The organism is Paenibacillus sp. Y859 (genome assembly GCF_056786405.1).
Genome location: NZ_JBXCIZ010000002.1, coordinates 386,280 through 412,068, shown reverse-complemented (window position 1 = coordinate 412,068; position 25,789 = coordinate 386,280). Strand labels below are relative to the sequence as shown.

Below are 25,789 nucleotides of genomic sequence, written 5' to 3'. Positions count from 1 at the left end.
TTTTAGAATTTATTCAAAATATACAGCTTTACCTGTCTTAGCAGATTCGTAGATCGCTTCTAAAATTTCAGTTACGACCAGTGCTTGTTCAGGTGTAACGACAGGTTCTGTATCATCAATAACCGCTTGCAACCATAATCTTGCTTCACGATCTGAATCAGATTCCGTTTCTCCAGAGTAGAACGCAACGCCACCAGCGCCCAAATCTACTTTTGTCTCATATAGACGACTTAAGTTCTCACCATTAATAGTCAGACCATCCTTCATATCTGCTCCGCCTTCAGTACCCGCAAGTATCGTCTTCGCTTCGCTGAAATCACGTACATTCAGAGCCCAGCTGGATTCAAGTACGATAGTAGCTCCATTCTCCATCGTAATGAAACCGAAGGCAGAATCTTCTACTTTGAATTCTTTAGGATCCCATGGTCCAAAAGCATTCGCTGCATTCTCACGATGTCCAAGCTTGTGGAAAGTCGATCCCATAACACTTTTCGGTTTGTAATTATCCATCAACCATAATGTCAAATCAAGTGCATGCGTACCGATATCGATAAGCGGACCCCCACCTTGCTTCTCTTCATCAAGGAATACACCCCAAGTTGGAACAGCACGACGGCGAGTTGCCAATGCCTTACCATAGTATACTTCACCTAGCTCACCATTCTCACACAATTGCTTCAAATGTTGACTATCATCACGGAATCTATTCTGATATCCAATCGTAAGCTTTTTACCTGTACGCTTTGCAGCTTCTAGCATTTCTCTTGCTTGTGCGGCTGTTTTGGCCATTGGCTTTTCACACATAACATGTTTGCCAGATTCAAGAGATTCAACCGTGATCTCAGCATGAGAATCGTTCGGTGTACATACGTGAATAACATCGATACTTTCATCCTTAAGTAACTCACGGAAATCAGTATACACTTTGGCACCCTCAACACCGTATTTCTCTGCCGCTTTGTCTGCACGTTCTTGAACGATGTCACAAAAAGCTACCAATTCTGCATTGGATTGTTTCGCAAGACTCGGTAAATGTTTACCTGTAGCAATTCCTCCACAACCGATAATTCCAATCTTCAATGTTTTAGACATGTAAGATTCCTCCATCTTTCATGTTGTGTTTTATCCAATTCATACTTGTAGCAATACACTCAAGAGGTGGATTCAGACAGAAATCTTGTTCTACTATAATCCATTCTGCTCCTACTTGATCAGCAGCTTCAGCAATGGCAGCTAGATTGACTTCACCTTGTCCAAATTCAACGGTTAGTGGAGAGCCATCCTCTTGTCTCTTTACATCTTTCCAGTGGACAAGCGGTAATCTATCCGCATATTTATGAATATACTCTATAGCATCAAATCCTGCAAAGTGCACCCAGCATGTATCCATTTCAACTTGAAGCAAAGTTGCTGGCACTGCTTCATACATTGCATCAAATACAGTCTTCTCACCATAAGACTCCGTGAATTCGAAATCATGATTATGATACAGAAGAACCATATCTTGTTCTTTACACTTCTCACCAATAATCTTAAGTTTTGCGAATACATCATCCCATTGGCGTTCTTCTTCAGATAAATAAGGAACGATAATGTACTTATTACCAATTTCTTTATTATACGTAATAATCGAATCCAAATCATCCAGCATACTTGCGTATTGCGTATGTGTTCCAATAGCTACAAGACCATTCTCGTCCAGCAACCTTTTAACTTCAGAACTGCTACGTCCAAAGAAAGTATGAAATTCTACACCTTTGTAACCAAGTTCAGCTATTTTTTTTAGCGTACCTTCAAAATCTTGTTCCATTTGGTCGCGAACGGTATAGAGTTGTAATCCCACGTTCAGCATGACTGATCCACTCCTGTATTAAATAGTATTGTATCTAAACTTCATTTGTACTATCTAATTACATAGTAATATGAATTGCTTTATTTTAAAATGAATAATATGATTGAAACATGAACAATCTGGTCATAATTTTCTATTCATCTGAAAGGAGACTTCATAATGACTCTCGAAGATTCTTGTCAAGTGCATGTAGCAGGATATTCCTTCCATACAAAACCCTACTATACCTCGCAATTAGATGGCGTAAAAACATACTTAATGCGTTTCCAAACGGATGGACGTTGTCGTGCGCGATATGACGGTAAATTGGGCATGATTGAGACAGGTGATTTATTACTTTATTCGCCAGGTGAACCCTATGAATTAAAAGTGGATCACGAAATCAATTCACTCGGTGAATTGATGATTGACAGTGCTGATTACCATGTTTTCTTCGGAGGAGAATGGATAGACCGATGGTGGAAATCCGAAACTCGACCTACTCGTATGAATTTCCCTCTCCATGAGAGCTTCTTAAGCTTATTCCGACAAATTGCACTCGAACAACGCCGCATCGTAAATCCATTTCCTGAGATTTCAGGATACTATATGAGAATTCTATGCTTAGAAGTGGATCGTTTGCTTAAAGAACAGCCCAACACTACCCCAAAGACCCATTTAGCCTATCAGATCAAACATTATATTGAGGAAAATGCTTCATATATGTTTAAACTAGAAGATGTCGCTGCTTATGTAGGAATTAGCATCTCTCGAGCTGTCCACTTATTTAAACAAACATTCGATACCAGCATTATGCAATACACGCTCGACGTAAAACTCGATATGGCAAAAGAACGCATTATATTCAGCCCTCAGTCTCTTGAAAATGTCGCAGAGACTTGCGGATTTGCGAATTACACATATTTCCATCGTGTGTTCAAAGCAAGATTTGGAATGTCTCCCAGACAATTTCGTACCGCTAATCGCGAACAACTGAAATAACGGTTATCAAGTAGAAACGGCAATGCCGTCCTTTTTCAAAGACGGCATCCGTTTCAGCGGAAATATAAGGGATAGAGTATCAAGAATCAATTTCATAATTACGCAACCCGATTTGACTGCATCAGCGATTATGAAATTGATTCAAGTGAAACTTATACTTTCTTATATTTTTAAAAAGTGGTATGCCTTTTTTAGTTTCAGGTATACCACAACCCCTTAAACCCTTTTTGAGATCGCTTCGGTAACAACAAAGCCAAGATCATCATTTCCAAAAAGCGACAGCATCCCTAGCACTGTTTCATCTGGAATGTCGCCTGCCTCTTCTTTAGATACCGTCAACTCCATCACTTTTATTAATTGTTCATTATGAACTTGATGTGGATAGGCTTCATTATATAATTCCAATGGATCTAGATTATTATTAATGCACCACTGAGCAAAGACCAGTATCATCATATCCTCATCTTCGCGATAACTCTTCTTAACCTGTTCTTCTAAGGATAATTTCATCGATCTGTTGTATTCCTCGTCCATTCGTTTCAACCTCTTCCCTACCCAATTTTTAGCCTTTGTACTTTTCTACATTATAGCAAAGTTTGATATAATATCGAAAATCCATGTTAACGAAAGGATCATCTCTCATGAAAAAGTTGCTGCCGCTGTTACTCTATGTACTCATATTGGGAGTAGCCTTTATATACAAATCGAATATTTGGAGCTGGTTCAACGATAATAACTCTCTAACCGTCTTGATTCTAATCGCTACTCTGTTAGCCATCTTCCCCATTCTCCCGTATAAAGTAGTCATTGCTACTCTGGGATATGCTTACGGAACGGTATTTGCATCGCTCATTGCTTGGCTGGGAACCATGCTCGCCGGAATTGTTGTGTATGGGATCGTCAGGTATGCCTTTCGTGAACAAGGGAGGCGCTATCTAAGCAAGCAACGATCTGTTCATTCGTTTACGACATTAACCGAGACTCATCCCTTTTTAGCGATCACCATCGCTCGTCTATTGCCTATTTTGCCACAGATGGGTGTGAATATCTTCGCCGGTGTCGCATCTATTTCTTTGTGGACCTACACCCTTGCCTCAGGTCTCGGGAAAATTCCGGGCATCATTCTTTACGCCTATTTAGGAGGGAATCTCATGAGTCATCCCTTTACCTCCTTCATCGTGCTGTCGATTTACCTGCTATTGATCATCTTGGTTCTTATTGTATATAGAAGAATTTCTCGTAGGGCAGAAGTCTGAATCAGTTCGATGAACAACGAAATTCTCTTCCTCCTTGGTTCTAACTACTAATTGAATTATAATAGAAGTGACTTAAATTATTCACAGTCAAAGAAACGGAGTGAAATCGTGAGCAATTTGCAATCAATTACACATGAGAAGGCTACTTTTGCAGGTGGATGCTTCTGGTGCATGGTAAGTCCGTTTGAAGAGCTTCCAGGAATTATTAAAGTGGTCTCTGGATATACAGGTGGACATACGGTCAATCCAACTTATGAAGAAGTATGCACGCATACTACAGGACATGTCGAAGCCGTTGAAATAACTTACAATCCGAATATTTTCCCATACGACAAATTGCTGGAGCTTTTCTGGCAACAGATTGATCCTACCGATGCAGGCGGGCAGTTCCATGACAGAGGCGACTCTTATGCTACAGCCATCTTCTATCATAATGAAGAGCAACGTGAGAAGGCAGAACGATCGAAACAAACATTGGAGAAAAGTCATCGTTTCGATAAACCTATTGTCACTCCGATTGTGCCAGCTAAACCTTTCTATGATGCGGAAGAACATCACCAAGGCTATCACAAGAAAAATCCAGGACATTATTATCGCTACCGCAAAGGATCTGGACGTGAGGACTATATCCAAGCCCATTGGTCAACTCCAGTGGATAAAGAAGAATTGAAGCAACGTCTAACTCCTATTCAATACGCGGTAACACAGAACAACGGAACAGAGCCCGCATTCCAGAACGAGTTCTGGGCCCATGAGGGTACCGGAATTTATGTTGATGTTGTATCGGGAGAGGCCTTATTCAGTTCACTTGATAAATTCGATGCCGGTTGCGGCTGGCCAAGCTTTACACGCCCGCTTCGTGACTATGTGGTTAAAGAGAAGACCGATTCAAGCCATTTTATGATTCGCACAGAAGTACGTAGTAAAGAAGCGGACTCCCATCTAGGCCACGTGTTCAACGATGGACCTGATCCTACGGGTCTGAGATATTGCATTAACTCTGCTGCACTTCGATTCATCCCCCTAGAGGATCTCGAGGAAGAAGGTTATCCAGAGTACCGTACATTGTTTGAATAAAATATAAAAGGCACTACAAGACAAGCCAGCGATTTCCTCGCTGGCTTGTTAGCTTTTGAATGTATCGTCGAATCGGCCTAGCACAACAAGTCATACACTCACCAATTATCGAGTACCCTACTCATCCAATCATAAGAGCGTCTCCCACTAACCTCATGACCTCCCGGAAATAGATCACTTTCTAATCTTTCCTCTACTCCTTCAAGAGTGTAAATCTCTTTCAATTGTTGGACTGTCTGCTCAAAACCTGCAGCTGGAAAAATATGATCTTTATTGCCTGATTCCACAAAGAGATGTCTAGGTGCAATCAAGCCAATCCATTCAGGACGCTCCGCATAGTTCATAATTCCTGGCGTATAGTTATCAATGCAATGACGTACATGCAATATGCTGTCTCTAAAAGTATTAGGGAACCCCATAAGTACCGTCGCCTTAACCCGATCATCCAACGCAGCTACAACGGATGCGATCAACGATCCACCTGAGAATCCCATGACACCAATTGCCTCAGGATTCACCTCAGGACGATCCATAATATACTGAAGTGCAGCCTGTGCTTCACTTACGCGAAGTCCGGTCAACGTCTTGCCCACCATCAAAAGACCTACGGAAATTCTGTGACATGAATTCTCGATATTCGGATCTTTCTTCAGATCTGACAATAACCTCCGCTCTGCGAATCCTACAACGTCGGGTGCTATAACTACCATTCCCCGTTTCACAAGCTCTACTGCAAAATGTTGATGATTACTCGCTCCACTTTCTTTAGGAGTACCGTCTGGGTTCAAACCAACAATTTCTCGGCTGCCGCCATAGCCGTGTCCATGGATAGCAAGCACTGCTGGCATATTGGCATGAGCCCCCTCTGGAATAAGTACATATGCTCCGAAGGTCAATCCAGGTGTCGCTGATAACTCAACGCGTTCTCTCACATAGCCATCGCATATCGTCCGTTCTAATAGTACTGGAACATGCTCTTTATTTGGTTCGAAAGAGCCGTTTAATTGCTGCAATAGCTGTTTGAGCCTTATTTTCCGTTCCATTGACGTCTCTGACTCAGTCCCTGCCTTATGCTGATTCACAGCCTCATCGTATAGACTTTCTAATAACAAATCCGCATTCCACATGATCCACCATCGCCTGCTCTCTGTTCAGAATTATGAAGTATACCTTCTTATCTACACTCTAGAGAGGTTCGACTACTTTCTTCTTTTCCCTCTATAAATACAAAAAAACCACAAAGTTCATATTAAGAACTTCGTGGTTATCTTGGATTAGACACGATGACCCTGTACTTCATTAACCTGCGTATCAGAGTATTCCATCGTGTCTTACTATTAACGTGCATTATGCATAACAGGTACAGTCTTCGATTTTAGCGATTTAGGTAAAGTTCCCTTCGTCTTAGCTTTAAACAAGGAGCGTTTGGTTACTGGTTTCTTTCTACCGGAAGTCACAGTCAATGTAATCACTCTCCCCGCGATACTTACAGCGAGAATCGTATACAAAGTCTCTCTTAGCGGCATATAGAATAGAGAAAGCAATAAAACGATAGCATCAAATATAAAAAACACGGTGCCTAGCTTCAATCCAGTCCAACGACTAACAAGAAGTGATAATATATCATCCCCACCACTTGCCCCACCAAAACGTAGTACAAGACCTGTAGCAAATCCCGTCAATAAACCTGATAAGAGTGCAGCAACGAATAAACTATTCTGCAAATCAATAACGATGAATGAATAACGTTCAAACAAAGCATAGAAAATTGAAAAGGATGTTGTAGCGATTATCGTATTCACTAAAAATTTACGACCCTTAATGAATAACGCAAGCAGCAGCACAGGGATATCCAATGCGAGCATACTTAGTGCTGGTGGTAGGCCTAATACGTATTTACCCAATAATGCAAGACCAACAAATCCACCCTCGGTTAAATGATTCTGAAAATTAATGTGATAATAAGCAAAAGCCATTAAAAGTGTTCCTAATAACATTACAGCGACTTGCAACAACATAGAAATTGGTTGTTCTCTTTTCCTCATACAAGTTTCCCTCTTTATCGTAGATTGTGGTCATAAGTGAGACAACCTACTACAAGGAGAAAACTTTGAGGACTTTGTCCTTCGCATACTTAGCTTCCTTCTTTCGCAGAGGTTGTCATTAATACCCGACTTTGTCTCTACGAAGCAAGCTAAGTGTATGAGAGATCATAACGTTTCCAGACCGTCCTTTGGGGAATGTTCCTTCGGGGACACATGGTATCCTGATCCTTTCTCTTTTTGGATATGTTCTATACCATTATATCACCATTTCGAGCATTTCTGAACCTCTAATTTTAAAAAAATTCCTTTTTTCTCATTTTCTTGTCCATCAGAGTAGTTAATTTACAATTAATTTCCCAATCATTTTCTTATGCCCCGCACCACAGTGAGCAGCACATTTATATTCAAATTCTCCCTTTTCAGTGGCTACGAATGAAATGGAACGATTCGGACGAACTTCCTTCTTATATCCGTCTAATTTAAGCCCATGATAACCCTTTTTGTTTTTCAACGTTATTTTGACCGTATCCCCCTGCTTCACCTTTATTTCTGTCACATCAAATTCAAACGACGTCGCTTCAATAGTGAATTCCTTCGTATCTCCAGTTGCACTTGATTCTGAACTTTCCATTTCCTCTTTGCCACACGCAGCTAAGAACAATACACAAATGCTTATAAGAACAGTTAACTTTATCCACTTATTCATTAAGTATCCTCCTCATAATCATGACCTTTATATCAAGTCTTCTGTCATATTCCAATCGTAGATCAATCTCATTTTCACAATCGTGATTATAATCACAATGCTGACTTTCACATCTCTTATAATGGGGTTTGTAATGATAATAGTTCTCAGGAGGAATACAATAATGGATAATTTCACTTTCATTGTCAACGCTACCGAGTACCCACCTCAATTAAAACATAAGGTCATTTTCCAAACATTCAACCAACTTCAACCTTCAGAGGCGATGTTGTTAGTGAACGATCATGATCCGGTTCCACTTCGTTTCCAATTCGAATCTATGCATTCCGGTCGATTCACTTGGGAATACCTCGAACAAGGTCCCGATATGTTCCGTGTCAAAATCAGTAAACTAGAGGAGTGATACCGTATGGCTGAAGTTACAATTATAGATGAACAAACAATCAAAATTAGTGTCCGTTTAGAAGATGCGATCCTCATGGTAACAGAGGCGTCCAGAGATATTTCCCTGCATGCTTCTGATATTGTAACCATTTATGAGAAAATGCCTATTTTTGAATATACTTATTTCTGTTTCTACGCTTATGATAGTGCAGCCTTATTCGAATTTATGCTCGGCATCGATCCCAAACAATATAACTCATTCTCACTGGATGCACCGGATTCTTTCTTCTATGCATTGTACGGCGGGATGGCAGCTTTATACGACGTAGCTAAACAACTTCATCCAGTTGAAATTTAAGCTTACGCTTCCGATGTGAGTTTTCACGAAGTTCAATCAGGAAGTGAGGCTACAAAACTTTTAGCTCATGCTTCCGATGTGAGTTTTGCGAAGTTCAATCAGGAAGTGAGGCTACAAAACTTTTAGGAGATGATGTGACATGGATCATACAGGACAGACGGTAGAGTTAGATGTTCGACCCTATTTACGTAAAAAGGTAGAGCCCTTTAAAGTTATTATGGATACAGTAAAAGCGTTAAATAAGGATGATATCTTTGTGCTACACGCTACTTTTAAACCGACGCCTCTCTTTGGATTAATGAAAACCAAGGGGTACACTCATAAAGTTGAGAAGATAGAGTCCGATCACTGGATCATCACATTTATACACAAAAATAGCGGACATGAACTAGATGCCATAGAAGACTACCAAGATGTACAGCAGTCTCACGATGCGCCTGAATGTCCGGCCGATTCTCCCCCTTCTCAAATCTATGAGTTGGATAATCGCGGATTGGAGCCTCCACAGCCTATGATACGTACTTTGAAGAAACTCGAAGAGGCATCACCCGGGGATGAGGTTATCATTCACAACGATCGAGTCCCTGTGTTTCTTATCGAAGAACTTAATACGTTAGGGTATGACTATGACGTTGAAGAGCAACCTGACGGATCAGCAAGAATTCATATTTACAAAAAGTAAGGTGGTGTTTGCCCATGTTTCGCCTGCCGTTTCTGTTCATTATTACCGGTCTCATCAGCTTCGCGCTATTCCAGCTATTTTCCTTATTCGATTTCGCAACATGGCTAACCATGTTTAGCGAGGAGCCTAGGTACCCAACTGGATGGTTCCGCGTCCATCTACTCGTGTTAGGTTGGGCAACGATGATTGCGATGGGCGCTGTGTATCAACTCACCCCTGTCGTACTGCAAAACCACAGCTTATTCAGTAGAACACTCGGTTATCTTCATTATGGTTTTTTTGCAGTCGGAACGGCAGGATTACTCATTGGCTTTCAATCGATGCAGGTGATGTGGATCGCGGGATTCGCCACCGTTGCTTTCATTGGTATTCTGTTGTTCGCCATTAATATCGGTGTGACGCTCGTTCGCGCTAGGAAATGGAGTACGATAACCGTAAGCCTTGCCTGTTCTGTCACCTATCTCGTACTTACCGGAATCTCAGGTATGCTCATGGGGTTAAACTTTTATTTCGATCAGTGGGGTGACTTCCACGAACAATTACTTGGCGCTCATATCTGTTTTGCAGCGTTTGGCTGGTTCGGAATGCTCATTACAGGCTTCAGCTATAAAATGTTCCCTATGTTCTATCTATCTCATGAATATCCAGAGTGGTTGCAAAAAGTCGTGATTGCGCTATGGAATGCAGGCGTACTTGTCGGCGCTTTATCATTTCTGTTTAATGGACCTGCATGGTTGAAATGGTCAGGGTTACTATTAGTTGTACTCGCCATGATCGCTTATTCCATTCATCTATCTCAAATTGTTAAGCATCGACACAAACCTAATCCTGGCATGGGTATGAAATGGACTCTTGCTCTAACACATTCTTTGACAGTGATTGGGATCTCCATCCTTATCCTCTCTCCTTTCATGCCAGACATGATGGTGCAATCCCGGATGGTCGTCATCCTTGGTTGGCTGTATTTATGGGGATGGGTCGGACTCACGCTTCTATCTTATTTATCCAAAATCGTTCCATTCCTATGGTGGACACATAAATATGGTCCTTTAATAGGCAAAAAGAAAATACCAACCATGTCCGATTTAATCAATGATCGTCATGTTCATATTGGATTAACCGTCATCGTCAGCTCATTATTTATACTTATGATAGGTCTGAGTTGGAATCAGCCGTGGGTCACATCCATCGGAGGAAGTATACTAGCTTTAAGTTCGCTCCTCTATATAAGTCTGATTGCCAGTGTATTTACGAAATAGGAGGGATTAAAGTGGAATTTATTAGAGAATGCCTCAAAGAGGTGTATGATCCGGAGCTTGGTGTCAACATCGTTGATCTTGGACTTATTTATGACCTTCAGTTCGTAGATGGAGTCGTGTCTGTCGTGATGACACTAACGACACCAGGCTGTCCTATGCACGATATGATCGTCGGTGGTGTGAAGAGGGCACTCGAAGTAGAGCCTGGGGTTCTATCTGTCGAAGTCGAGGTCGTATGGGAACCGGCTTGGTCGCCAAGTCTCATGTCCGATGAAGCGAAAGAAGACCTCGGATATATGTAATCTCAGATTGGAGGCTGTTTACAATGTTCAACTGGAAGTTGTATCTCATTGTTGTAATCGGATTTGCTATTATTATAACTGGCTTCTACGTCAATCCTGTACCTGTCCTTGAAGATGAAGACGAGTTTATTGTGGAAACAGTGAATCAGCCTCCAGTTGAGCCTGTTATCGTTCGCGAAGGCAATATCGTTCATATCGAAATGACTGCGCAAGTAACCGATGTGGAAATTTCTTCTGGTGTTTTCTATAATGCTTGGACATTCAATGGTACAGTACCCGGTCCTGTCCTTCGAGTGAAAGAAGGGGATACGCTTAACTTCACTCTGAATAATATCGACCCTACCATGCCACACTCCATGGACTTCCATGCTGTCCAGACTTCTCCTAGCACGAACTTCGTGGACATTATGCCACTTGAGCATGGTAGCTTTACTTACTCAGCTAATATGCCAGGTGTATTCATGTACCATTGTGGCACAGACCCGATGTTAGAACATATCGCCAATGGTATGTATGGTGTCATCATCGTTGAACCGAAAGATGGTTATCCGACGGATAATGAAGTCGATCGTGAGTATACTATTGTACAGAGTGAGTGGTATGCAGAACATGATTTCAATGCCTTTTTAGATGGTGCACCTGAGTATGTCGTATTTAACGGAGATGACTTTACCTTGAAGGAACATCCTTTACTGGCTAAGGTTGGGGATCGGGTTCGAATATATGTTAACAATGTCGGTCCCAATAAAGTATCCTCTTTCCACGTCGTCGGGGCCATTATGGATGTAGTGTATACGGACGGCAATCCGAAGAATATGTTATATGGTCTACAAACCGTCATGATCCCAGTTAGCGGCGGTGCCGTGGTAGAATTCGTCGTAAACGAAGTGGGGGATTACCCCATTGTAACCCATCAACTCAACGATGCTACCAAAGGAGCCATTGCCATTCTCCGAGTCACTTCCGACGGCTTGGATCCGGGAGAAACCCCGACGCCAAATTGAGATTGGTACACTGTAAGAAGTTGTTCAAAAGGTGACCTTTTGAAAACGCACTATAACCACTTTGTTCATAAAGAATATGGTGGTTTTTGTGTTTTATTGTGTTTTCAAGTCATTTTTCACATCTTTATCGTGATAAATGTCATTGCTAAATTCAGCTTGTTCACAATTTAGCAATTTTTCATGTGATGAAAAGCACACTTTCACCCCCGCCACTTCTATACGCTTTATAAGTAGCAAATATCTGATTGTAGGAAAGAGGTAATATATATGTTAGATCAACGTACCATTGAGATTATTAAATCAACCGTTCCTGTATTGCAGATTCATGGAACAACGATCACAACTGCCTTCTACGGTATGTTATTTGAGAACCATCCTGAACTATTAAATATATTCAATCATGCCAACCAACGCCAAGGCAAACAACAGACAGCCCTTGCCAATGCAGTATTAGCTGCGGCAGTAAATATTGATCAACTAGGAAATATTCTCCCTGTGGTGAAACAGATTGCAGAGAAGCACCGCGCATTGGGTGTATTACCTGAACATTATCCGATTGTCGGTGAAACCTTATTAGCTGCTATTGCCCAAGTTCTTGGTGATGCAGCGACTCCAGAAATTCTGAATGCTTGGGCTGAAGCCTATGGCGTAATTGCTGATGCATTCATCGGTGTTGAAGTAGAGAAGTATCGTGAAGCTGCGGAAGCACCAGGTGGCTGGAGCGGATTCAGAAACTTCGTTGTCAGTCAGAAAATAAAAGAAAGTGAATTTATTACTTCGTTCTATCTCACCCCTCAGGATGGAGGTGCTATTTCCTCTTATTTGCCGGGACAATATATCACCTTGCGTGTTCAACCAGAAGGTGAGAAATACACTCACATTCGTCACTATAGTCTGTCAACTGCATCGGGACAACCTTATTATCGCATCACCGTCAAACGAGAAGACGAAGCAGATAACAAGCCTGCGGGAGTCGTATCTACTTACCTCCACGAGGAAGTTAATGTAGGTACAGTACTGGAAGTGAGTGCTCCAGCTGGAGACTTCACACTAGATCGCAGTACCGATATCCCGGTAGTCCTGATTAGCGGCGGTGTCGGACTCACTCCAATGGTGAGTATGCTTGAGACGTTAGCAGCTGAACAACCACAACGTGAAGTAACATATATTCACGCCGCTATCAATGGTAGACTGCATGCTATGAAAGGATTAATTGAGGAATTGGAGCAATGCCATCCCCATCTGAAATCCTATGTGTGCTACGAATCTCCAAATGAAGAGGATGTCTGCCATAAATCTGGTTATATTGATCTCCCTTGGCTTCAAGGGGTCGTAGATCAACAAGCTGATTTCTATTTCTGCGGACCTACTCCTTTCATGAGTGCCATATTTAAGGCGCTATTAGAATGGAAAGTGCCAGCGGAAAGAATTCATTTTGAATTCTTCGGGCCTGCGGGTAGCTTGACAGATTAATACAGAGAGTCCGTTCCGCAATTGCGGTTGACCTCATCAAATACGAGGGACTAATCCTTAAGTCAATATTGACCTAAGGATTAGTCCCTCGCTGTATTACTCATTATTCATTATTTCAATCGCAACAAACGATTGACCGTCTCTCTCCGAACTCCGATCAATTGTCCAATCTCCTCTTGTGTCAACAATTCCGTCACATCCACTCCATGAGAGAAATCATCCAACCATTCCGTGAGTAGCTCCAAGCGCTCCGCCGGAGTACCAACGGTCAGATGATCCAGTCGCTGTTGCATAAACCGTAGCTTCGCCTGTAGTAATAGGGCTATCTCCATTGGCTTGTTAGGCTCCTCTTGCAATTGACGATACCATTCGTTAGCAGGTATAACTTCCACCTCACTACGCATCAATGCAATAGCTGTACCATGCATTTCTTTAGGCGTAATGAGTGAGTGATGCGGAACCGTTTCTCCCGAATATAAAATATTGAACAATACCATATTTCCATTCTCGTGCAGTCTAGTTACTTTAAATAGCCCGCTTTTAACATGGTATAGGTATTCCCCAGTATCTCCTTGACGGAATAAAATTTCCCCTTTATGTACAATCATTTCCGTTCCTCCATTATGTTATAGGCCTTCAAAGAAGCCTTGGCCAACCTCATTGAATCTATTATAACAGAAGATGATACCTTACTTCCAAGAAATACACTTGCATAACGAACCCATGTTCGGTATATAATACAATAAGAATATACGTTCTCATTGTGGTGGTGTGAAAGATGAGTATTAATCCAAGCTTAGAAACAGAAGAAGATATCCAAATTATTAAAGAGTATACCTTGCTACCCATTCTACTGGATATGTTAGCAAGGGATATCGATCATTTAACGATCTATCAAGATAAGATCATATACCATTATGTTATTCATCATCTGAAAGAGGTCGAGCAATCCATATATCCTGTATTACAGATTCTTAAGAATAGGATGAAACAACGACAGATTATCATCTTGAGCACGGACATGAATACGCTCGGTATTGAGGTTGAGTATAAAGTACGTGGTTATATCCACCATTTCAATATGTTACGAGGTCTAATAAAGGCAGAAATATACACCATGCTTATGAGCATACGCGGAGGTGATTGGCATGAACGGTAAACGAGAACGGGTTATTTTCCTAGCAGATTGCCAGAGTTTCTACGCCAGCGTCGAAAAGGCGGACTACCCACAATACAAGAATAAACCTCTTGTTGTGGCTGGGGACCCGGCGCGTCGCTCAGGTATTATTCTAGCAGCCTGTCCTCTAGCTAAGAACTTCGGAGTGACTACAGCAGAAAGATTAGGCGAGGCCTTGAGCAAGTGCCCTGACCTCATTGTCATGCGCCCCAGAATGCAGCATTATATTGATGTTTCGCTTATGATCACACAAATTTACAAGGAGTATACCGACCTCGTCGAGATATTTTCCATAGATGAACAATTTCTGGACGTATCCGGAAGTCTACGTATGTACGGAGATCCTATCACGATGGCACAATCCATACAACAGAAGGTCATTAAACAGACAGGCGTGAAAGTACGGGTAGGCATCAGCTCTAATAAAATACTTTCCAAAATTGCCACAGACATTTGGGCCAAAAAGAATGAGAATGGCATATTCACCTTACCTAAGTCGGAAGTTGAATCCTTATTATGGCCGCAGCCTGTAAACAAAATGTTCGGAGTAGGCTCTAAGATGACGGCACACTTCTCACGTCTCGGAATGCATACGATTGGTGATATCGCTAGAACGCCCTTACCCCGATTAAAGGAACGATTTCGAGCGCGTTTCGGCAAACAAAGCGATATTCAGGCCGAGGTGATGTGGAGAACGGCTAACGGTTGGGATGACTCCCCTGTTACACCGGGCACTTTTAACACAGCACCTAAATCAGTCGGTCATATGATCACATTGCCTAAAGATTATGTTGATGAAGATCAGATCAATACGATACTTCTGGAGCTCACAGAAGAGGTATGCCGCGATTGTCGTCGCAAGGGATATATGGGTTCTGTCATTTCAGTAAGTTGTACGTGTAGTCCTTACGAAGATCCTACGAGTTTCTCTCGGCAAATGAAGATGCCTGATCCAACTAATAACACCAACGTTGTCTACGAAGCAGCCAAGACACTCTTTTACCGTTACTGGAACACACTTCCTGTTCGTCGAATCGGATTAATCCTTAGCAACTTAGAGAATGATCAGGAATACCAGATGACACTGTTTGATGATCAGATTAAGTCCCGAGCTTTAGATAAAGTCACGGATACGATTAAAGAACGTTATGGTAGCATGGCTATCGTAAGAGCTTCATCTATCACCACTTCGGGCCAGGCATTAGAAAGATCACAAAAAATTGGAGGCCATTATAAATGAGTAAAAAACTAGAGGGCAATGGCTTATGGGAGTCCAGTCGAATGATGCTCCCCCAGCATAGAGAACAATCGTTATCCATGTCCATACACAATAGCGGCTCGCTTCAATCGAAAGAACCCCCGACAAGACAGGAGTTCGAAATGATGCGGGAATACATCCTTCTTCCGGTCATGCTCCATATTGTAGAGAAGAAAATCTTGGAGGTTGAGAGGTCTCCTCAAATGCTTAAGTTATTGTATTCCACAGCTGCAAAGGTACTGGCTAACCATATACGAGAGGACATGCAGAAATCCAAAAAGCTTCTTCACGAGAGAAATATTCGCGTATTCGAAGATACCAAGAATGATTCCGAACTCACGTATCTCTATACTTGCCGCGGCTGTGAGGATCAATTCACGATGACAAGAGACTTTATGCGGGCTGAGATCAGCGTGAGGATTGGGAGATATGTGGGAAGCTTGGCTGTGGATATGAAACTGGAGCTAGTATGAAGTAGTGGACACAAGATGGAGGACTGCTAAAATAATAATGAAAAGTTGTGTCCAGCTATGGGAGCTAAGCAAGGAAGATATAGTGATGAGTTCAAAACCATGATCGTTGAACTCCATCGTAAAGGGAAAACAGCTTGGAGAGGAAAACGAGATCCTAAAAAAAGCTATGACCATATTCGCCAAATGATAAGTAATCGTGAGGTTACGAATGTGGTCGTATCCCAGTCTGACAAACATAGCAAAAGAAAATTGTGTAAGATGCTAGGAATTGGGCGTAACAGCTACTATTACTGTACTCAAAAGCGTCCTAATGGTCGATATTATCATCACTCAATTCGTTCGGATTAGGCTAGTACATTGATCGTCCTCCCTAGATTGTTTTTCAATAGAACTTGATTTCTTCATAATCGATCATATCGATAAGATTCTCAATAGACTTGATCTGGTCTGGACTCAACCCCTGCATAAATTCAATGTAGTGTGTCTTCCATTCATCTTCGCTTCCGTCGTGGTCTGACACTATGATTTGAAAATCGAGGAAATCGCTCCGCAGTTCCTCGTAAAAAACAATCTTGGACAAGATCGCCAGCTCAATGTCCCCGAACAGGGCAAAAAGCGCACCATATTCGTCTCCGTAAAGGCTGTCAGATTCAAAAACATCCAAATAATCGTGAAGTGAATACAGTCGGGATTTGATAAGCTGAGCCTTGTCCTCTTTCTTATCAGTTTCCATAACTTCAGCTAGCAATTTCCGCAGTTCAATATCCCTCATACGATCTTCGGGATTCAAAGAAATTTCAACAGACTTTATTCTTTCTTCCTGCCGGATAATAATAACGGCATGAAGGCTACGGGATTTTGCCGCATTAACGATCCGCTGCACCAATTCAGTCTTGCATTGATCCATGTAATCTCTCATTTGAAGATCACTTATATTCAAATCATTCTGAAGACGCTCTATCGCTTCACCGACGATAAAATCAACTTTATCAGGAGTCGCCTGAGTCAATGCCCGCTCCAACTGCTCGAATTGATAAGACGAAATCTTGACTTGACCTACTTCCCCACCTGACAAAATCGAAAAAACCGCATTTTTTAACATCAATTCATAAATATTGAACAATTCGATTCTGTAATCAAACCTACATGCCTTTCCAAAGTTCACCAAAGTATCGAGAAGATCTTCGTGACTGAACAACTGACAAAATTTTGTTTCAATGTGAAGACGCTCTAAATATTGTCTAATATAAATGACGCCCTGAAGTCGCATATCATCAATCGCGAGAGGATAATCAATGCTGGCCATCGTATTATGAGCGTCAAAGATAATTCCATATTTTTTCATAAAAATAGGCAGGGATTCGTCAATGGTCATGTTGTAGGCATCTATAGGAACATCCAGCTTATTTTTTTTAACTTCATTATAAAGCTGTTTCGTTTCTTCAAAGCATGCATTTACAAACTGAACCCCTTTTTCATAGATATATTGAATATCATCCATTTTTAGCTGAATCAGCGCCTTCTCGGGTGTCTCCACGCTCTGAAAATAAACATCCACTGCATATAACATTGAGGTGAAGATACTTTCCGCTGTTTCCGAAGTAACCGATGAACTCTCTCCTTGTGTATAGCGCTTGATTAGGTTTTGCAAGACGAGCATCAGCTTATTTTGCATTCCGTAAACTTCCTGACTGTTCAACACCCCAGTACGAAGCCCTTCATTCATAAGAGATACCGTATACTGGTGTCGTTTGAGATTCTTTCTTTTAATGTTTCCTTGGGCAACCAGTGATTGAAAATCATCGTAGTCCGCTGTTCCCACTAGTCATCATCCCTTTCAAGTAAAGCCTCGTTCTGCTGTATCTCTCTTCGGAAGACCTCTGCATACTCTTCCAGCTTACTTTTCAGTAAATCTAGAGAACCTCCACAATCTTCGTCAAAGAGTTCCCTCATCTTTTCGATCAACTTGTAGTCACTGATTTTGTCCTCAGTTTCGTTTTTGAGATAGTAAAAAATCTCGTGCAACTCATTCAATATATAGGCATAATCATCTTCATGGGTGTAAGGGGACGCGGAAAAAACCTCAATTAAATCCTTGGTCACTTCAATACTCAGTTCCACGCGTCCATAGTTGTGAAGTACCTGATTTCTGGAAAGAATCATTTGCCTCACTTCTTCAGGAGACAACACCAGCCCATACTCTTTGGTCTTCTCATTCAGCTCAAGGATCTGGACCACAGCCTGTTCCTGCATCGAAGTATTCAAGGAGTTGAATATACGTGATAAAAACATAGGAGTTCCTCCCTCTCTCAACTTGTGCTATTTACCAGGGAAAAAGATGTTATCCTCAACATCCACCTCCCCCTTAAATAATTTCAACAATTCCGATAAACAACACTTGACTTCCAATATTTTATGTGGTATGATTATTAGTTGAGTGTATACTTTATAATTCAGATTCAATGATATATATTAATCCTTTTTTTGTCAAATAGATTTTGTTTTTTTCTGATATTGAAATTTAAAGCGGCCTTGCATATGCAAGAGCCGCTTTTTTATGCATCTACATAGAACTTGCAATATAAAATCTTCTTTCAGAGACGATCTAACGAATAGCCATATACATAGACTCAGCTTCCTCACTTCCCTCTTGCGCGGCCTTTTTTGACGATGCGGCAGGATTCTCTTCATGTTACGACCTGGTATGTTGCTCGCTTTGTCTGCGACAAAGACTTTTGTCGATACGCTTCTACGTACAGATTTCGCCATACGTAGGTATCCTAGCTACGAAGGTGGCTTGGCCTCTTCTTCGGTTGGACTTTCACCAACTAGATAATGCGTGTCTCTGGGCACGCTATACTAAAAAAGCCATCTTTTGCACAAGTAAATTGCACAAAAGATGACTCTGAACGAAATATAGTACTTGCAAAAAAAATGAATAAAGTTCGAAGTAGCGAAGAGGACGGAATTGGCCTGAAGAAGCGGTAGCGTTCGCCTACAAGCTTTCCTACGGAAAGCTACTTCGAAAGCATATGCTTTGCCCTCTGGTTTCAACCGCTATGTGGTATACAACCAAGAAATCAGAGGGCAACAGCGATCGTAAGGACAACCCGTTATCATAGCGGCATCCCACACACAAGTTTGCTAACTTATAGAACCCCCGGGGCATCCCCCGAGGGCTCTCCAACCTAAGTATGAACTACCGAAACATACCCCACAGCTTAATCAGATGGAAGGTATTGTTAGGATCAATACGCTGACCTAACACAAAACGGACGAATTTCTCTTCTTCTGCAGAAGTGAATTTCTCATTTAGCACTTTGGCTGTCGACCTAACCAAGCGCTGTACCTTGGGAGCATTTTGCAAGTCCTGTTTCGTGACACCGTCAACGAGGCCCTTGATACGCTCTTTGGTCGCTGGATTTTTCATTTTAAGTTTAATCCGCTCTACTAACTGCGGGCTGATTCCATACTGCTGATAACTCAACATCGGCACCTCCCGTCAAATACAATCTTCCTCAGTATATGACGCGAGAGTTGTCCAATGTGCCTAGTCAATCAAGTTTTCTTGAAAAATCTGCTCCTGTTGTAGATAATGCCGAAGTGGTTCATACGATATGGATGTCCAGAAGGTAGGCTCTGCAATCAGTTCTGAGACATCATCACGCGCTTGTTCTAACACTGCAAAGTCAGCCACCATGTCCGCCAATCGGAATTCAGGTAGACCACTCTGCTTCGTCCCGAAGAAATCTCCGGGCCCACGTAGTTCGAGGTCTCGACGTGATACCTCGAATCCATCATCTGTCTCCGTCATGACCCTCATCCGCTCTTGCCCAACCTCAGACTTCGGATCAGCAATCAACACACAATAAGAAGCATGTTGTCCTCGCCCGACACGCCCTCTTAGCTGGTGCAACTGCGACAGTCCGAATCGATCTGCATCCATAATGATCATGAGTGTAGCATTAGGAACGTCTACCCCTACTTCCACCACTGTAGTCGATACGAGTAGCTGCACTTCATTCCGGTTAAAAGCTTGCATCGCCTCTTCCTTCTCAGCTGGTGTCATTCGACCATGTAATAATCCCACACGATAGGTCGGAAAGGCTTGTTGCATCTGAATATGCAGATCAATCACATTTTGCACGTCTAGCTTCTCCGATTCCTCAATCAACGGGCAGATGAGATAAGCCTGCCTACCTTGATCTACTTCTTTGGAAATGAATCCAAGCACACGCTCCATCATACTATGTTTCACCCAGTACGTAGAGATCGGTATACGGCCCTTAGGACGCTCCGTGAGTGTAGAGACATCCATATCACCAAAAGCCGTTATAGCGAGCGTACGAGGTATCGGTGTCGCTGTCATCGTCAATACATCAGGATTGTAACCTTTACGGCGAAGCACACTTCGCTGATTGACTCCGAAGCGATGTTGCTCGTCCGTAACGACTAGTCCAAGATTGCGGAAGAATACCTCTTCTTGAATCAGAGCATGTGTACCGACAACGACGTCGATCATCCCCATCTGCAATGATGCCAGTAGATCCTTACGCTTACGTCCCGTCACACTACCTGTGAGTAAACCGACCGAGATGCCCAAAGGTTCAAACAAACGTACCAATGATCGCAAATGTTGTTCTGCTAATATCTCCGTAGGTACCATCAGCGCACCTTGAAATCCCGAGCGTACCGTTGCATAAAGAGCGATGGCCGCGACAATCGTTTTTCCAGATCCAACATCCCCTTGAAGCAATCGATTCATACAGTAAGACGCCCGCATATCGCGCAAAATTTCCAGTTCTACTTTCTTCTGGGCATCCGTCAGTTCAAAAGGAAGGCTTCTTACAAATTCACGGATCACGGAATTCTCTACGGTATGTATTACGCCATCCATACGTCCTCTACTCAAAGATCGGAACGCTTGCATTTTCAATTGAAATAGAAATAACTCTTCATACACCATCCGTTGTCTACCCCGTTGTCCTTCCTCGGTATCCTCTGGTTTATGAATGATAGTAATAGCTTTCTTACGCGATAAAAATTGATATTTCTTCAACAAGTCCTGCGGTAGTATTTCTGGGATCATCTCCCCATACTGCGTCAGTGCTTGTCCTATCGTCTTACGAATCCATGCCTGCGTAATCTTAGCTCCTACAGAATAGACAGGCTGCAGGGTACCTCCACGCTTTATACCTTGATCTGGGAACTCCGAATCAGACACCGTAAGTTGCATACGCCGTTGTTCCCACTTGCCATTCAGAATAATTTCACGACCTACTGTCAATTGATCACGGAGAAATTGGCGATTAAACCATGTCGCTGTAAACATCCACTCTTCCGCCATCATTTTACAACTCAGACGTGATTTAGTCCCATAGCGTTGCAACACAGGAACGCCAACAACTTTTGCCTGAATCGTAATCTTATCCCCACTCTTAACCTCACTCAAAGAACGAAGCCGATAATCCTCATAACGATAGGGATAATACTCCAGTAAATCTTTGACCGTAAAGATGCCAAAGGCGTGAAGCTCTCCTTCTTTAGGAGCACTCACGCCACGTACCTGTTTGACTGATATCTGATCCAGTGAAATGTTCATATTCATAATCTATACCTCAATTCAAGCAGGCCATATAAATACAGCAATAGTCCCTCTACCAACATGACTTCCTACGACAGGACCCACATTAGTTAATACGACTTCTTCCAGTTTGAAATGACCAGAAAGTTCTGCTAAGAAAGACTCGGCAGAAGCAGGATTTGCCGTATGACCCACCGCCACATTTATTTTTTCAATATTGCCAAGGTCCTGTTGGAATAACTCAATCATACGTGCAACAGCCTTATTACGACCTCTTACCTTCTCGACCGCGTATATAATACCTTCTGGATCAATAGAGAGAATCGGCTTAATATTAAGTAACGTACCGAATAATGCCGCTGCTTTGCCAATTCTTCCACCTTTTTGCAAATACTCTAATGTATCTACTAAGAAATAAAGTTTCCGTTCCTTACGCAATTGTTCAACAGCCACCACAATATCCTCTGCTGCCATACCTTCGCTAGCAAGACGCGCCGCATGTACAACAAGCAAGCCAAAACCATAAGAAGCTGAAAGAGAATCAACAACCGTAAGATCAAGATTCTCCTCCATCATCGATTTGGCAATGAGTGCTGATTGATATGTGCCGCTTAAACCCGAGGAAATATGAATGGATAGAATCGACGCGCCAGGATGCTCTTGTTGAATTTGCTCGTACACTACAACATAATCCGCAGGGGATGGCTGAGATGTAGTCGGTAGCACTGTAGCCTTATCCAACCGATCATAAAATTCCTTTGCCGAGATCTCAACACCATCCAGCAACGATTCCTCGCCAAACTGTAACCGCAACGGAATAACACGAATGCCATGCTTCTTCGCTAACTCTTCTGGAATATCAGCCGTACTGTCCGTAACTATAACGGTATGAGCCAAGGTAATCTCCCCTTACATGATCATTATTTAGGATTCAACTGCAAACAGATAATAATAAATCGGTTGTCCACCGTCATGAATCTCTATCTCTGCTTTTGGATACTGTTCTTGTAACCAAGCCTCAAGTTGGGCTGTCATCTCTGCGTCGGCCTCTTCACCTGCTAAGACAGTTACAATCTCATCTTGATTCACCAGCATTTGAGCTAGCAAACTCTGACAAGTTCCCAGTAAATCTTCATTAGCCGCTACAATATTGGAATTCTGAATACCAATATATTGTCCCGCCTTAATCTCAAGCTCATCAATAACGGTATCCCTAATCGCATGAGTTACCTGACCTGACTTCACATGTGCAATGGCTGCCAACATATTCTCAGTATTGTTAACTTCATTCTCTTCTTCCGCAAAAGCAAAAGCAGCAGCCATTCCTTGAGGAATACTCTTACTTGGGATAACCGTTACACTGCGTTCCCCCTCAAGCAATTCCCGCGCCTGCTGAGCTGCAAGTATAATGTTCGAGTTATTAGGTAGCAAATAAATATGTTGAGCAGAAATAGAGGAAATGGCGTTTACGAAGTCTTCCGTACTCGGATTCATCGTCTGTCCCCCAAAGAGAACAGCGTCAACACCTAAGCTTGTGAATATTTCCGTAATACCTTGTCCGGAAGAGACGGCAATGAAACCATATGGAGCCATTTCATCGGCAGGAGGTTCTGCTGTCGCTTGTGCCGTAATTCCAACACTCATCGGAATATCAGCGAACAATTCTGGCATAGGTGAACTATCTATTCCTGTAGAGAGTAGATCACGATGTTGTTCACGCATATTCAGAATATGAATTTGCGTAATTTCACCATATTTCAAAGCTAGATCCAGAACTTCACCTGGAGATTTAGAATGTACATGAACTTTGATAATCTCATCATCAGCAATAACGATGATTGAATCCCCATTGACTGACAACGACTTTCGAAATTGTTCTTCGTCGAACAAGCTAACATGAGCCTCTCCTATTTGACGATTAATGAAGAATTCCATATCATATAGGAACTCAATATCTTCAGTCACTAAGTTCGACTGAGCACTCATAGGAACTTGAGAGACAACCTTAGTTACCTGAAGTGGTGGTTGATTTGCCTTAGAAGCTGTTCCCGAAGAATATTGCTCTCCTGAACTTAGCCCAATTCCACCCTTTAAATGCTGTAGAAATCCTTCATAAATATACACAAGTCCTTGTCCACCCGAATCTACTACTCCTACCTGTTTAAGTATAGGTAGTAATTCTGGCGTATGAGCTAACGCTTCTTTAGCCTTTATAAGTACTTGTTCCATCAATTCTACAATGTCGCTACTCCGTCTAGAGACGTATAACGCATGCTTAGCAGCTTCCTTAGCTACCGTGAGAATTGTGCCTTCGACAGGCTTAACTACAGCCTTGTAAGCTGTATCTACCCCAAGCTGCAGCGCCGCAGCAAATTGCTGTGTGTTCAATTCTTCATTATTAGCTACGTAACGTCCAAACCCACGAAATAATTGCGATAGAATAACACCAGAGTTGCCTCGTGCTCCCATTAGAAGACCTTTAGACAATACACCGGCATTATGTCCAATAGATTCATTATTATTTCTCTTTAATTCAGTAACACCTGCTGTCATCGTTAAATTCATGTTTGTTCCCGTATCTCCATCAGGTACCGGAAATACGTTAAGAGCATTCACATGTTCTGCATGCTGTTGTAGTTGTTCCGCGCCAAGTATAACCATCGCGGTAAAATCTGTTCCATTCAAAGAACGCTTACTCAAGTGAAAATTCCCCTTCCTAGCTCGTTACACCAAGAACTAGCCTCGTTATTTATATTTCATAATACTACATTTACTATCAAAGAATCAGCTTATATTCCTACTTATTTTATATTAGTATAAGCTATACAACATTGTACTATAAGAATGAAAAGAAATAAATGTTTTTGCCGATGGTTGACTAAGCATTTTTTGCTGTGATACTATATATAAGTATTGTTTATGTAAGTGTATTGGAACAAGGAGGTGTAATCTATGTCTCGCAAATGTTATATAACAGGTAAAAAACCAGGCACTGGTAACCATGTATCTCACGCCAACAACCGCAATCGTCGGACTTGGGGCGTTAACGTTCAGAAAGTTCGTATTTTGGTGGATGGTAAGGTAAAACGTGTTTATGTTAGCACTCGTGCACTGAAATCAGGTAAAGTCGCTCGCGTATAATATCTACAACAGCATATAAGCAAAAAGCACCTTCTTTTCAGTAGGTGCTTTTTTGGCATCTCTGACCGGGTATTCTGAGCCTCGGTCAGAGTTTTTTTCGTAGACTACACACATAAGTACAAATGGTGTCAATTTTTATTAAATGTGTTAAGAATGGCTTTGACGAATCCCCCCAAGAACCTCGGTAACTTGAATGTGTAAAATTTCATGTCTCATCCTCCCCATCATTCTCATGCCTTTCCATATGAATCCAGTGAGCCTTCACTATGACTGGCAACCAAGCAGAAACGGGTATGCCATCCTTTTCCAAGGAGTTTACGCTTCCGATGCTAGCGATACTCCGTATCGCTTTGAGCTCCCCGTCTCTGCCGAAATATAAGAAATAGAGTATCGAGTGAAACGTATACTTTCTTATATTTAAAAAAGGCTACATGAAAATTCTGCTCATGTAACCATGTTTATGCGAAGACAGCATGCCCTATGACTTTTCAGAGGTTGTTCAAAACCCATAATTATAGAGGTGTTAATCCGCTTTGATAATATTGATAAACCGACACCATAAATATAAATAAGACAAAATAGAGTATCGCAAAAATAACGTAGCCAATTCTCAAGCCTCTCCGCTCAAAATGACGGAAGTAGTATATCGTTATAACTAACGCAATAAGTGATGTCAGCGCATTAAAAGGAGACTTGAGTAGTGCAAATGAACCTAGCATCAGTCCCGCACCCATACTAGCCAATGTAAGCCAGCAGGCTTCTTTGAAAGTCATACCC

Annotated in this window: 30 protein-coding genes; 15 read left to right on the top strand and 15 right to left on the bottom strand. The window is 42.0% G+C overall.

Going from position 1 to position 25,789, the window contains the following annotated elements; all coding sequences use genetic code 11:
* Positions 1 to 9 precede the first annotated feature (9 nt).
* Positions 10 to 1,092, bottom strand: a complete 1,083-nt coding sequence (locus AC1TO8_RS06755; RefSeq protein ID WP_482054823.1) for a Gfo/Idh/MocA family protein — start codon at positions 1,090 to 1,092, stop codon at positions 10 to 12.
* Positions 1,085 to 1,852, bottom strand: a complete 768-nt coding sequence (locus tag AC1TO8_RS06750; protein ID WP_482054822.1) for a sugar phosphate isomerase/epimerase family protein — start codon at positions 1,850 to 1,852, stop codon at positions 1,085 to 1,087. Before AC1TO8_RS06750 ends, AC1TO8_RS06755 begins: the two co-directional genes overlap by 8 nt.
* A gap of 159 nt (positions 1,853 to 2,011) precedes the next feature.
* Between AC1TO8_RS06750 and AC1TO8_RS06745 the strand changes: the two genes are divergently transcribed.
* Positions 2,012 to 2,833: an AraC family transcriptional regulator gene (locus tag AC1TO8_RS06745; protein ID WP_482054821.1), complete on the top strand. Its 822-nt coding sequence runs from the start codon at positions 2,012 to 2,014 to the stop codon at positions 2,831 to 2,833.
* A gap of 216 nt (positions 2,834 to 3,049) precedes the next feature.
* Here the strand turns inward: AC1TO8_RS06745 and AC1TO8_RS06740 are convergent, their stop codons facing one another.
* Positions 3,050 to 3,367 (bottom strand): hypothetical protein, encoded by a 318-nt coding sequence (locus AC1TO8_RS06740; protein ID WP_482054820.1) that lies wholly within the window; start codon positions 3,365 to 3,367, stop codon positions 3,050 to 3,052.
* 107 nt (positions 3,368 to 3,474) lie between these two features.
* Between AC1TO8_RS06740 and AC1TO8_RS06735 the strand changes: the two genes are divergently transcribed.
* Positions 3,475 to 4,089 carry a TVP38/TMEM64 family protein gene (locus AC1TO8_RS06735; protein ID WP_482054819.1) on the top strand — a complete coding sequence of 205 codons (615 nt, stop codon included), beginning with the start codon at positions 3,475 to 3,477 and terminating at the stop codon, positions 4,087 to 4,089.
* A gap of 108 nt (positions 4,090 to 4,197) precedes the next feature.
* The gene (gene msrB, locus AC1TO8_RS06730; protein WP_482054818.1) at positions 4,198 to 5,166 is read left to right on the top strand and encodes a peptide-methionine (R)-S-oxide reductase MsrB; all 969 of its coding nucleotides are present in this window, start codon (positions 4,198 to 4,200) and stop codon (positions 5,164 to 5,166) included.
* Positions 5,167 to 5,264: 98 nt separating this feature from the next.
* Here msrB and AC1TO8_RS06725 read toward each other — a convergent pair whose 3' ends face one another.
* From AC1TO8_RS06725 to AC1TO8_RS06715, 3 genes are all read right to left on the bottom strand, one after another.
* Positions 5,265 to 6,293 (bottom strand): dienelactone hydrolase family protein, encoded by a 1,029-nt coding sequence (locus tag AC1TO8_RS06725; RefSeq protein ID WP_482054817.1) that lies wholly within the window; start codon positions 6,291 to 6,293, stop codon positions 5,265 to 5,267.
* A gap of 210 nt (positions 6,294 to 6,503) precedes the next feature.
* On the bottom strand, positions 6,504 to 7,211 hold the full coding sequence (locus AC1TO8_RS06720; RefSeq protein WP_482054816.1) for a YitT family protein: 708 nt from the start codon (positions 7,209 to 7,211) through the stop codon (positions 6,504 to 6,506).
* 337 nt (positions 7,212 to 7,548) lie between these two features.
* Complete coding sequence (locus AC1TO8_RS06715) at positions 7,549 to 7,917, bottom strand: cupredoxin domain-containing protein (protein WP_482054815.1); 369 nt, start codon at positions 7,915 to 7,917, stop codon at positions 7,549 to 7,551.
* A 163-nt stretch (positions 7,918 to 8,080) separates the two neighbouring features.
* On the opposite strand from AC1TO8_RS06715, the gene AC1TO8_RS06710 reads away from it, so the two are divergent.
* From AC1TO8_RS06710 to hmpA, 7 genes are all read left to right on the top strand, one after another.
* Positions 8,081 to 8,320, top strand: coding sequence for a DUF2249 domain-containing protein (locus AC1TO8_RS06710; RefSeq protein ID WP_482054814.1), 240 nt, complete (start codon positions 8,081 to 8,083; stop codon positions 8,318 to 8,320).
* A gap of 6 nt (positions 8,321 to 8,326) precedes the next feature.
* Positions 8,327 to 8,659 (top strand): hypothetical protein, encoded by a 333-nt coding sequence (locus tag AC1TO8_RS06705; RefSeq protein ID WP_482054813.1) that lies wholly within the window; start codon positions 8,327 to 8,329, stop codon positions 8,657 to 8,659.
* Positions 8,660 to 8,798: 139 nt separating this feature from the next.
* Positions 8,799 to 9,341: a DUF2249 domain-containing protein gene (locus tag AC1TO8_RS06700; RefSeq protein ID WP_482054812.1), complete on the top strand. Its 543-nt coding sequence runs from the start codon at positions 8,799 to 8,801 to the stop codon at positions 9,339 to 9,341.
* Between the two features lie 14 nt (positions 9,342 to 9,355).
* Positions 9,356 to 10,600, top strand: coding sequence for a hypothetical protein (locus tag AC1TO8_RS06695; RefSeq protein ID WP_482054811.1), 1,245 nt, complete (start codon positions 9,356 to 9,358; stop codon positions 10,598 to 10,600).
* A gap of 5 nt (positions 10,601 to 10,605) precedes the next feature.
* Positions 10,606 to 10,902 (top strand): metal-sulfur cluster assembly factor, encoded by a 297-nt coding sequence (locus AC1TO8_RS06690; RefSeq protein WP_482055244.1) that lies wholly within the window; start codon positions 10,606 to 10,608, stop codon positions 10,900 to 10,902.
* Positions 10,903 to 10,925: 23 nt separating this feature from the next.
* On the top strand, positions 10,926 to 11,906 hold the full coding sequence (locus AC1TO8_RS06685; RefSeq protein WP_482054810.1) for a multicopper oxidase domain-containing protein: 981 nt from the start codon (positions 10,926 to 10,928) through the stop codon (positions 11,904 to 11,906).
* Between the two features lie 267 nt (positions 11,907 to 12,173).
* Positions 12,174 to 13,379 carry an NO-inducible flavohemoprotein gene (gene hmpA, locus AC1TO8_RS06680; protein ID WP_482054809.1) on the top strand — a complete coding sequence of 402 codons (1,206 nt, stop codon included), beginning with the start codon at positions 12,174 to 12,176 and terminating at the stop codon, positions 13,377 to 13,379.
* Positions 13,380 to 13,489: 110 nt separating this feature from the next.
* Here hmpA and AC1TO8_RS06675 read toward each other — a convergent pair whose 3' ends face one another.
* Complete coding sequence (locus tag AC1TO8_RS06675) at positions 13,490 to 13,987, bottom strand: Crp/Fnr family transcriptional regulator (protein WP_482054808.1); 498 nt, start codon at positions 13,985 to 13,987, stop codon at positions 13,490 to 13,492.
* Positions 13,988 to 14,157: 170 nt separating this feature from the next.
* On the opposite strand from AC1TO8_RS06675, the gene AC1TO8_RS06670 reads away from it, so the two are divergent.
* From AC1TO8_RS06670 to AC1TO8_RS06655, 4 genes are read left to right on the top strand one after another with little or no spacing between them, the layout of a single operon-like run.
* Positions 14,158 to 14,538 (top strand): YhjD family protein, encoded by a 381-nt coding sequence (locus AC1TO8_RS06670; protein WP_482054807.1) that lies wholly within the window; start codon positions 14,158 to 14,160, stop codon positions 14,536 to 14,538.
* A complete protein-coding gene (locus AC1TO8_RS06665; RefSeq protein WP_482054806.1) occupies positions 14,528 to 15,796 on the top strand; it encodes a DNA polymerase IV in 1,269 nt (422 codons plus the stop codon). Before AC1TO8_RS06670 ends, AC1TO8_RS06665 begins: the two co-directional genes overlap by 11 nt.
* Positions 15,793 to 16,287 (top strand): YhjD family protein, encoded by a 495-nt coding sequence (locus AC1TO8_RS06660; RefSeq protein ID WP_482054805.1) that lies wholly within the window; start codon positions 15,793 to 15,795, stop codon positions 16,285 to 16,287. The genes AC1TO8_RS06665 and AC1TO8_RS06660 overlap by 4 nt, the downstream gene beginning before the upstream one ends.
* A gap of 57 nt (positions 16,288 to 16,344) precedes the next feature.
* Positions 16,345 to 16,635 carry a hypothetical protein gene (locus tag AC1TO8_RS06655; protein WP_482054804.1) on the top strand — a complete coding sequence of 97 codons (291 nt, stop codon included), beginning with the start codon at positions 16,345 to 16,347 and terminating at the stop codon, positions 16,633 to 16,635.
* Between the two features lie 34 nt (positions 16,636 to 16,669).
* On the opposite strand, the gene AC1TO8_RS06650 is transcribed toward AC1TO8_RS06655, so the two are convergent.
* From AC1TO8_RS06650 to AC1TO8_RS06625, 6 genes are all read right to left on the bottom strand, one after another.
* Entirely contained in the window at positions 16,670 to 18,109 is a 1,440-nt protein-coding gene (locus AC1TO8_RS06650; RefSeq protein WP_482054803.1) for a DUF6179 domain-containing protein, read from the bottom strand.
* Positions 18,109 to 18,579, bottom strand: coding sequence for a DUF6323 family protein (locus tag AC1TO8_RS06645; RefSeq protein WP_482054802.1), 471 nt, complete (start codon positions 18,577 to 18,579; stop codon positions 18,109 to 18,111). Before AC1TO8_RS06645 ends, AC1TO8_RS06650 begins: the two co-directional genes overlap by 1 nt.
* Positions 18,580 to 19,486: 907 nt before the next feature.
* A complete protein-coding gene (locus AC1TO8_RS06640; protein WP_482055243.1) occupies positions 19,487 to 19,774 on the bottom strand; it encodes a stage VI sporulation protein F in 288 nt (95 codons plus the stop codon).
* A gap of 63 nt (positions 19,775 to 19,837) precedes the next feature.
* A complete protein-coding gene (gene recG / locus AC1TO8_RS06635) occupies positions 19,838 to 21,889 on the bottom strand; it encodes an ATP-dependent DNA helicase RecG (protein WP_482055242.1) in 2,052 nt (683 codons plus the stop codon).
* A gap of 21 nt (positions 21,890 to 21,910) precedes the next feature.
* Complete coding sequence (locus AC1TO8_RS06630) at positions 21,911 to 22,768, bottom strand: DegV family protein (RefSeq protein ID WP_482054801.1); 858 nt, start codon at positions 22,766 to 22,768, stop codon at positions 21,911 to 21,913.
* A gap of 27 nt (positions 22,769 to 22,795) precedes the next feature.
* Positions 22,796 to 24,571: a DAK2 domain-containing protein gene (locus tag AC1TO8_RS06625; protein ID WP_482054800.1), complete on the bottom strand. Its 1,776-nt coding sequence runs from the start codon at positions 24,569 to 24,571 to the stop codon at positions 22,796 to 22,798.
* Between the two features lie 252 nt (positions 24,572 to 24,823).
* On the opposite strand from AC1TO8_RS06625, the gene rpmB reads away from it, so the two are divergent.
* Positions 24,824 to 25,012 carry a 50S ribosomal protein L28 gene (gene rpmB, locus AC1TO8_RS06620; protein WP_438351464.1) on the top strand — a complete coding sequence of 63 codons (189 nt, stop codon included), beginning with the start codon at positions 24,824 to 24,826 and terminating at the stop codon, positions 25,010 to 25,012.
* Between the two features lie 128 nt (positions 25,013 to 25,140).
* On the opposite strand, the gene spoVM is transcribed toward rpmB, so the two are convergent.
* Together spoVM and AC1TO8_RS06610 are read right to left on the bottom strand one after the other, a co-directional pair.
* Positions 25,141 to 25,221 carry a stage V sporulation protein SpoVM gene (gene spoVM / locus AC1TO8_RS06615; RefSeq protein ID WP_068659829.1) on the bottom strand — a complete coding sequence of 27 codons (81 nt, stop codon included), beginning with the start codon at positions 25,219 to 25,221 and terminating at the stop codon, positions 25,141 to 25,143.
* A gap of 303 nt (positions 25,222 to 25,524) precedes the next feature.
* Positions 25,525 to 25,785 (bottom strand): hypothetical protein, encoded by a 261-nt coding sequence (locus AC1TO8_RS06610; protein WP_482054799.1) that lies wholly within the window; start codon positions 25,783 to 25,785, stop codon positions 25,525 to 25,527.
* Between the last annotated feature and the right edge of the window lie 4 nt (positions 25,786 to 25,789).

Excerpts from the sequence above, each read along its gene's own strand:
- AC1TO8_RS06755 (WP_482054823.1), bottom strand. The coding sequence starts at position 1,092 with ATGTCTAAAACATTGAAGATTGGAATTATCGGTTGTGGAGGAATTGCT.
- AC1TO8_RS06750 (WP_482054822.1), bottom strand. The coding sequence starts at position 1,852 with ATGCTGAACGTGGGATTACAACTCTATACCGTTCGCGACCAAATGGAA.
- AC1TO8_RS06745 (WP_482054821.1), top strand. The coding sequence starts at position 2,012 with ATGACTCTCGAAGATTCTTGTCAAGTGCATGTAGCAGGATATTCCTTC.
- AC1TO8_RS06740 (WP_482054820.1), bottom strand. The coding sequence starts at position 3,367 with ATGGACGAGGAATACAACAGATCGATGAAATTATCCTTAGAAGAACAG.
- AC1TO8_RS06735 (WP_482054819.1), top strand. The coding sequence starts at position 3,475 with ATGAAAAAGTTGCTGCCGCTGTTACTCTATGTACTCATATTGGGAGTA.
- AC1TO8_RS06725 (WP_482054817.1), bottom strand. The coding sequence starts at position 6,293 with ATGTGGAATGCGGATTTGTTATTAGAAAGTCTATACGATGAGGCTGTG.
- AC1TO8_RS06720 (WP_482054816.1), bottom strand. The coding sequence starts at position 7,211 with ATGAGGAAAAGAGAACAACCAATTTCTATGTTGTTGCAAGTCGCTGTA.
- AC1TO8_RS06715 (WP_482054815.1), bottom strand. The coding sequence starts at position 7,917 with ATGAATAAGTGGATAAAGTTAACTGTTCTTATAAGCATTTGTGTATTG.
- AC1TO8_RS06710 (WP_482054814.1), top strand. The coding sequence starts at position 8,081 with ATGGATAATTTCACTTTCATTGTCAACGCTACCGAGTACCCACCTCAA.
- AC1TO8_RS06705 (WP_482054813.1), top strand. The coding sequence starts at position 8,327 with ATGGCTGAAGTTACAATTATAGATGAACAAACAATCAAAATTAGTGTC.
- AC1TO8_RS06700 (WP_482054812.1), top strand. The coding sequence starts at position 8,799 with ATGGATCATACAGGACAGACGGTAGAGTTAGATGTTCGACCCTATTTA.
- AC1TO8_RS06695 (WP_482054811.1), top strand. The coding sequence starts at position 9,356 with ATGTTTCGCCTGCCGTTTCTGTTCATTATTACCGGTCTCATCAGCTTC.
- AC1TO8_RS06685 (WP_482054810.1), top strand. The coding sequence starts at position 10,926 with ATGTTCAACTGGAAGTTGTATCTCATTGTTGTAATCGGATTTGCTATT.
- hmpA (WP_482054809.1), top strand. The coding sequence starts at position 12,174 with ATGTTAGATCAACGTACCATTGAGATTATTAAATCAACCGTTCCTGTA.
- AC1TO8_RS06675 (WP_482054808.1), bottom strand. The coding sequence starts at position 13,987 with ATGATTGTACATAAAGGGGAAATTTTATTCCGTCAAGGAGATACTGGG.
- AC1TO8_RS06670 (WP_482054807.1), top strand. The coding sequence starts at position 14,158 with ATGAGTATTAATCCAAGCTTAGAAACAGAAGAAGATATCCAAATTATT.
- AC1TO8_RS06665 (WP_482054806.1), top strand. The coding sequence starts at position 14,528 with ATGAACGGTAAACGAGAACGGGTTATTTTCCTAGCAGATTGCCAGAGT.
- AC1TO8_RS06660 (WP_482054805.1), top strand. The coding sequence starts at position 15,793 with ATGAGTAAAAAACTAGAGGGCAATGGCTTATGGGAGTCCAGTCGAATG.
- AC1TO8_RS06655 (WP_482054804.1), top strand. The coding sequence starts at position 16,345 with ATGGGAGCTAAGCAAGGAAGATATAGTGATGAGTTCAAAACCATGATC.
- AC1TO8_RS06645 (WP_482054802.1), bottom strand. The coding sequence starts at position 18,579 with ATGTTTTTATCACGTATATTCAACTCCTTGAATACTTCGATGCAGGAA.
- recG (WP_482055242.1), bottom strand. The coding sequence starts at position 21,889 with ATGAACATTTCACTGGATCAGATATCAGTCAAACAGGTACGTGGCGTG.
- rpmB (WP_438351464.1), top strand. The coding sequence starts at position 24,824 with ATGTCTCGCAAATGTTATATAACAGGTAAAAAACCAGGCACTGGTAAC.
- spoVM (WP_068659829.1), bottom strand. The coding sequence starts at position 25,221 with ATGAAATTTTACACATTCAAGTTACCGAGGTTCTTGGGGGGATTCGTC.
- AC1TO8_RS06610 (WP_482054799.1), bottom strand. The coding sequence starts at position 25,785 with ATGACTTTCAAAGAAGCCTGCTGGCTTACATTGGCTAGTATGGGTGCG.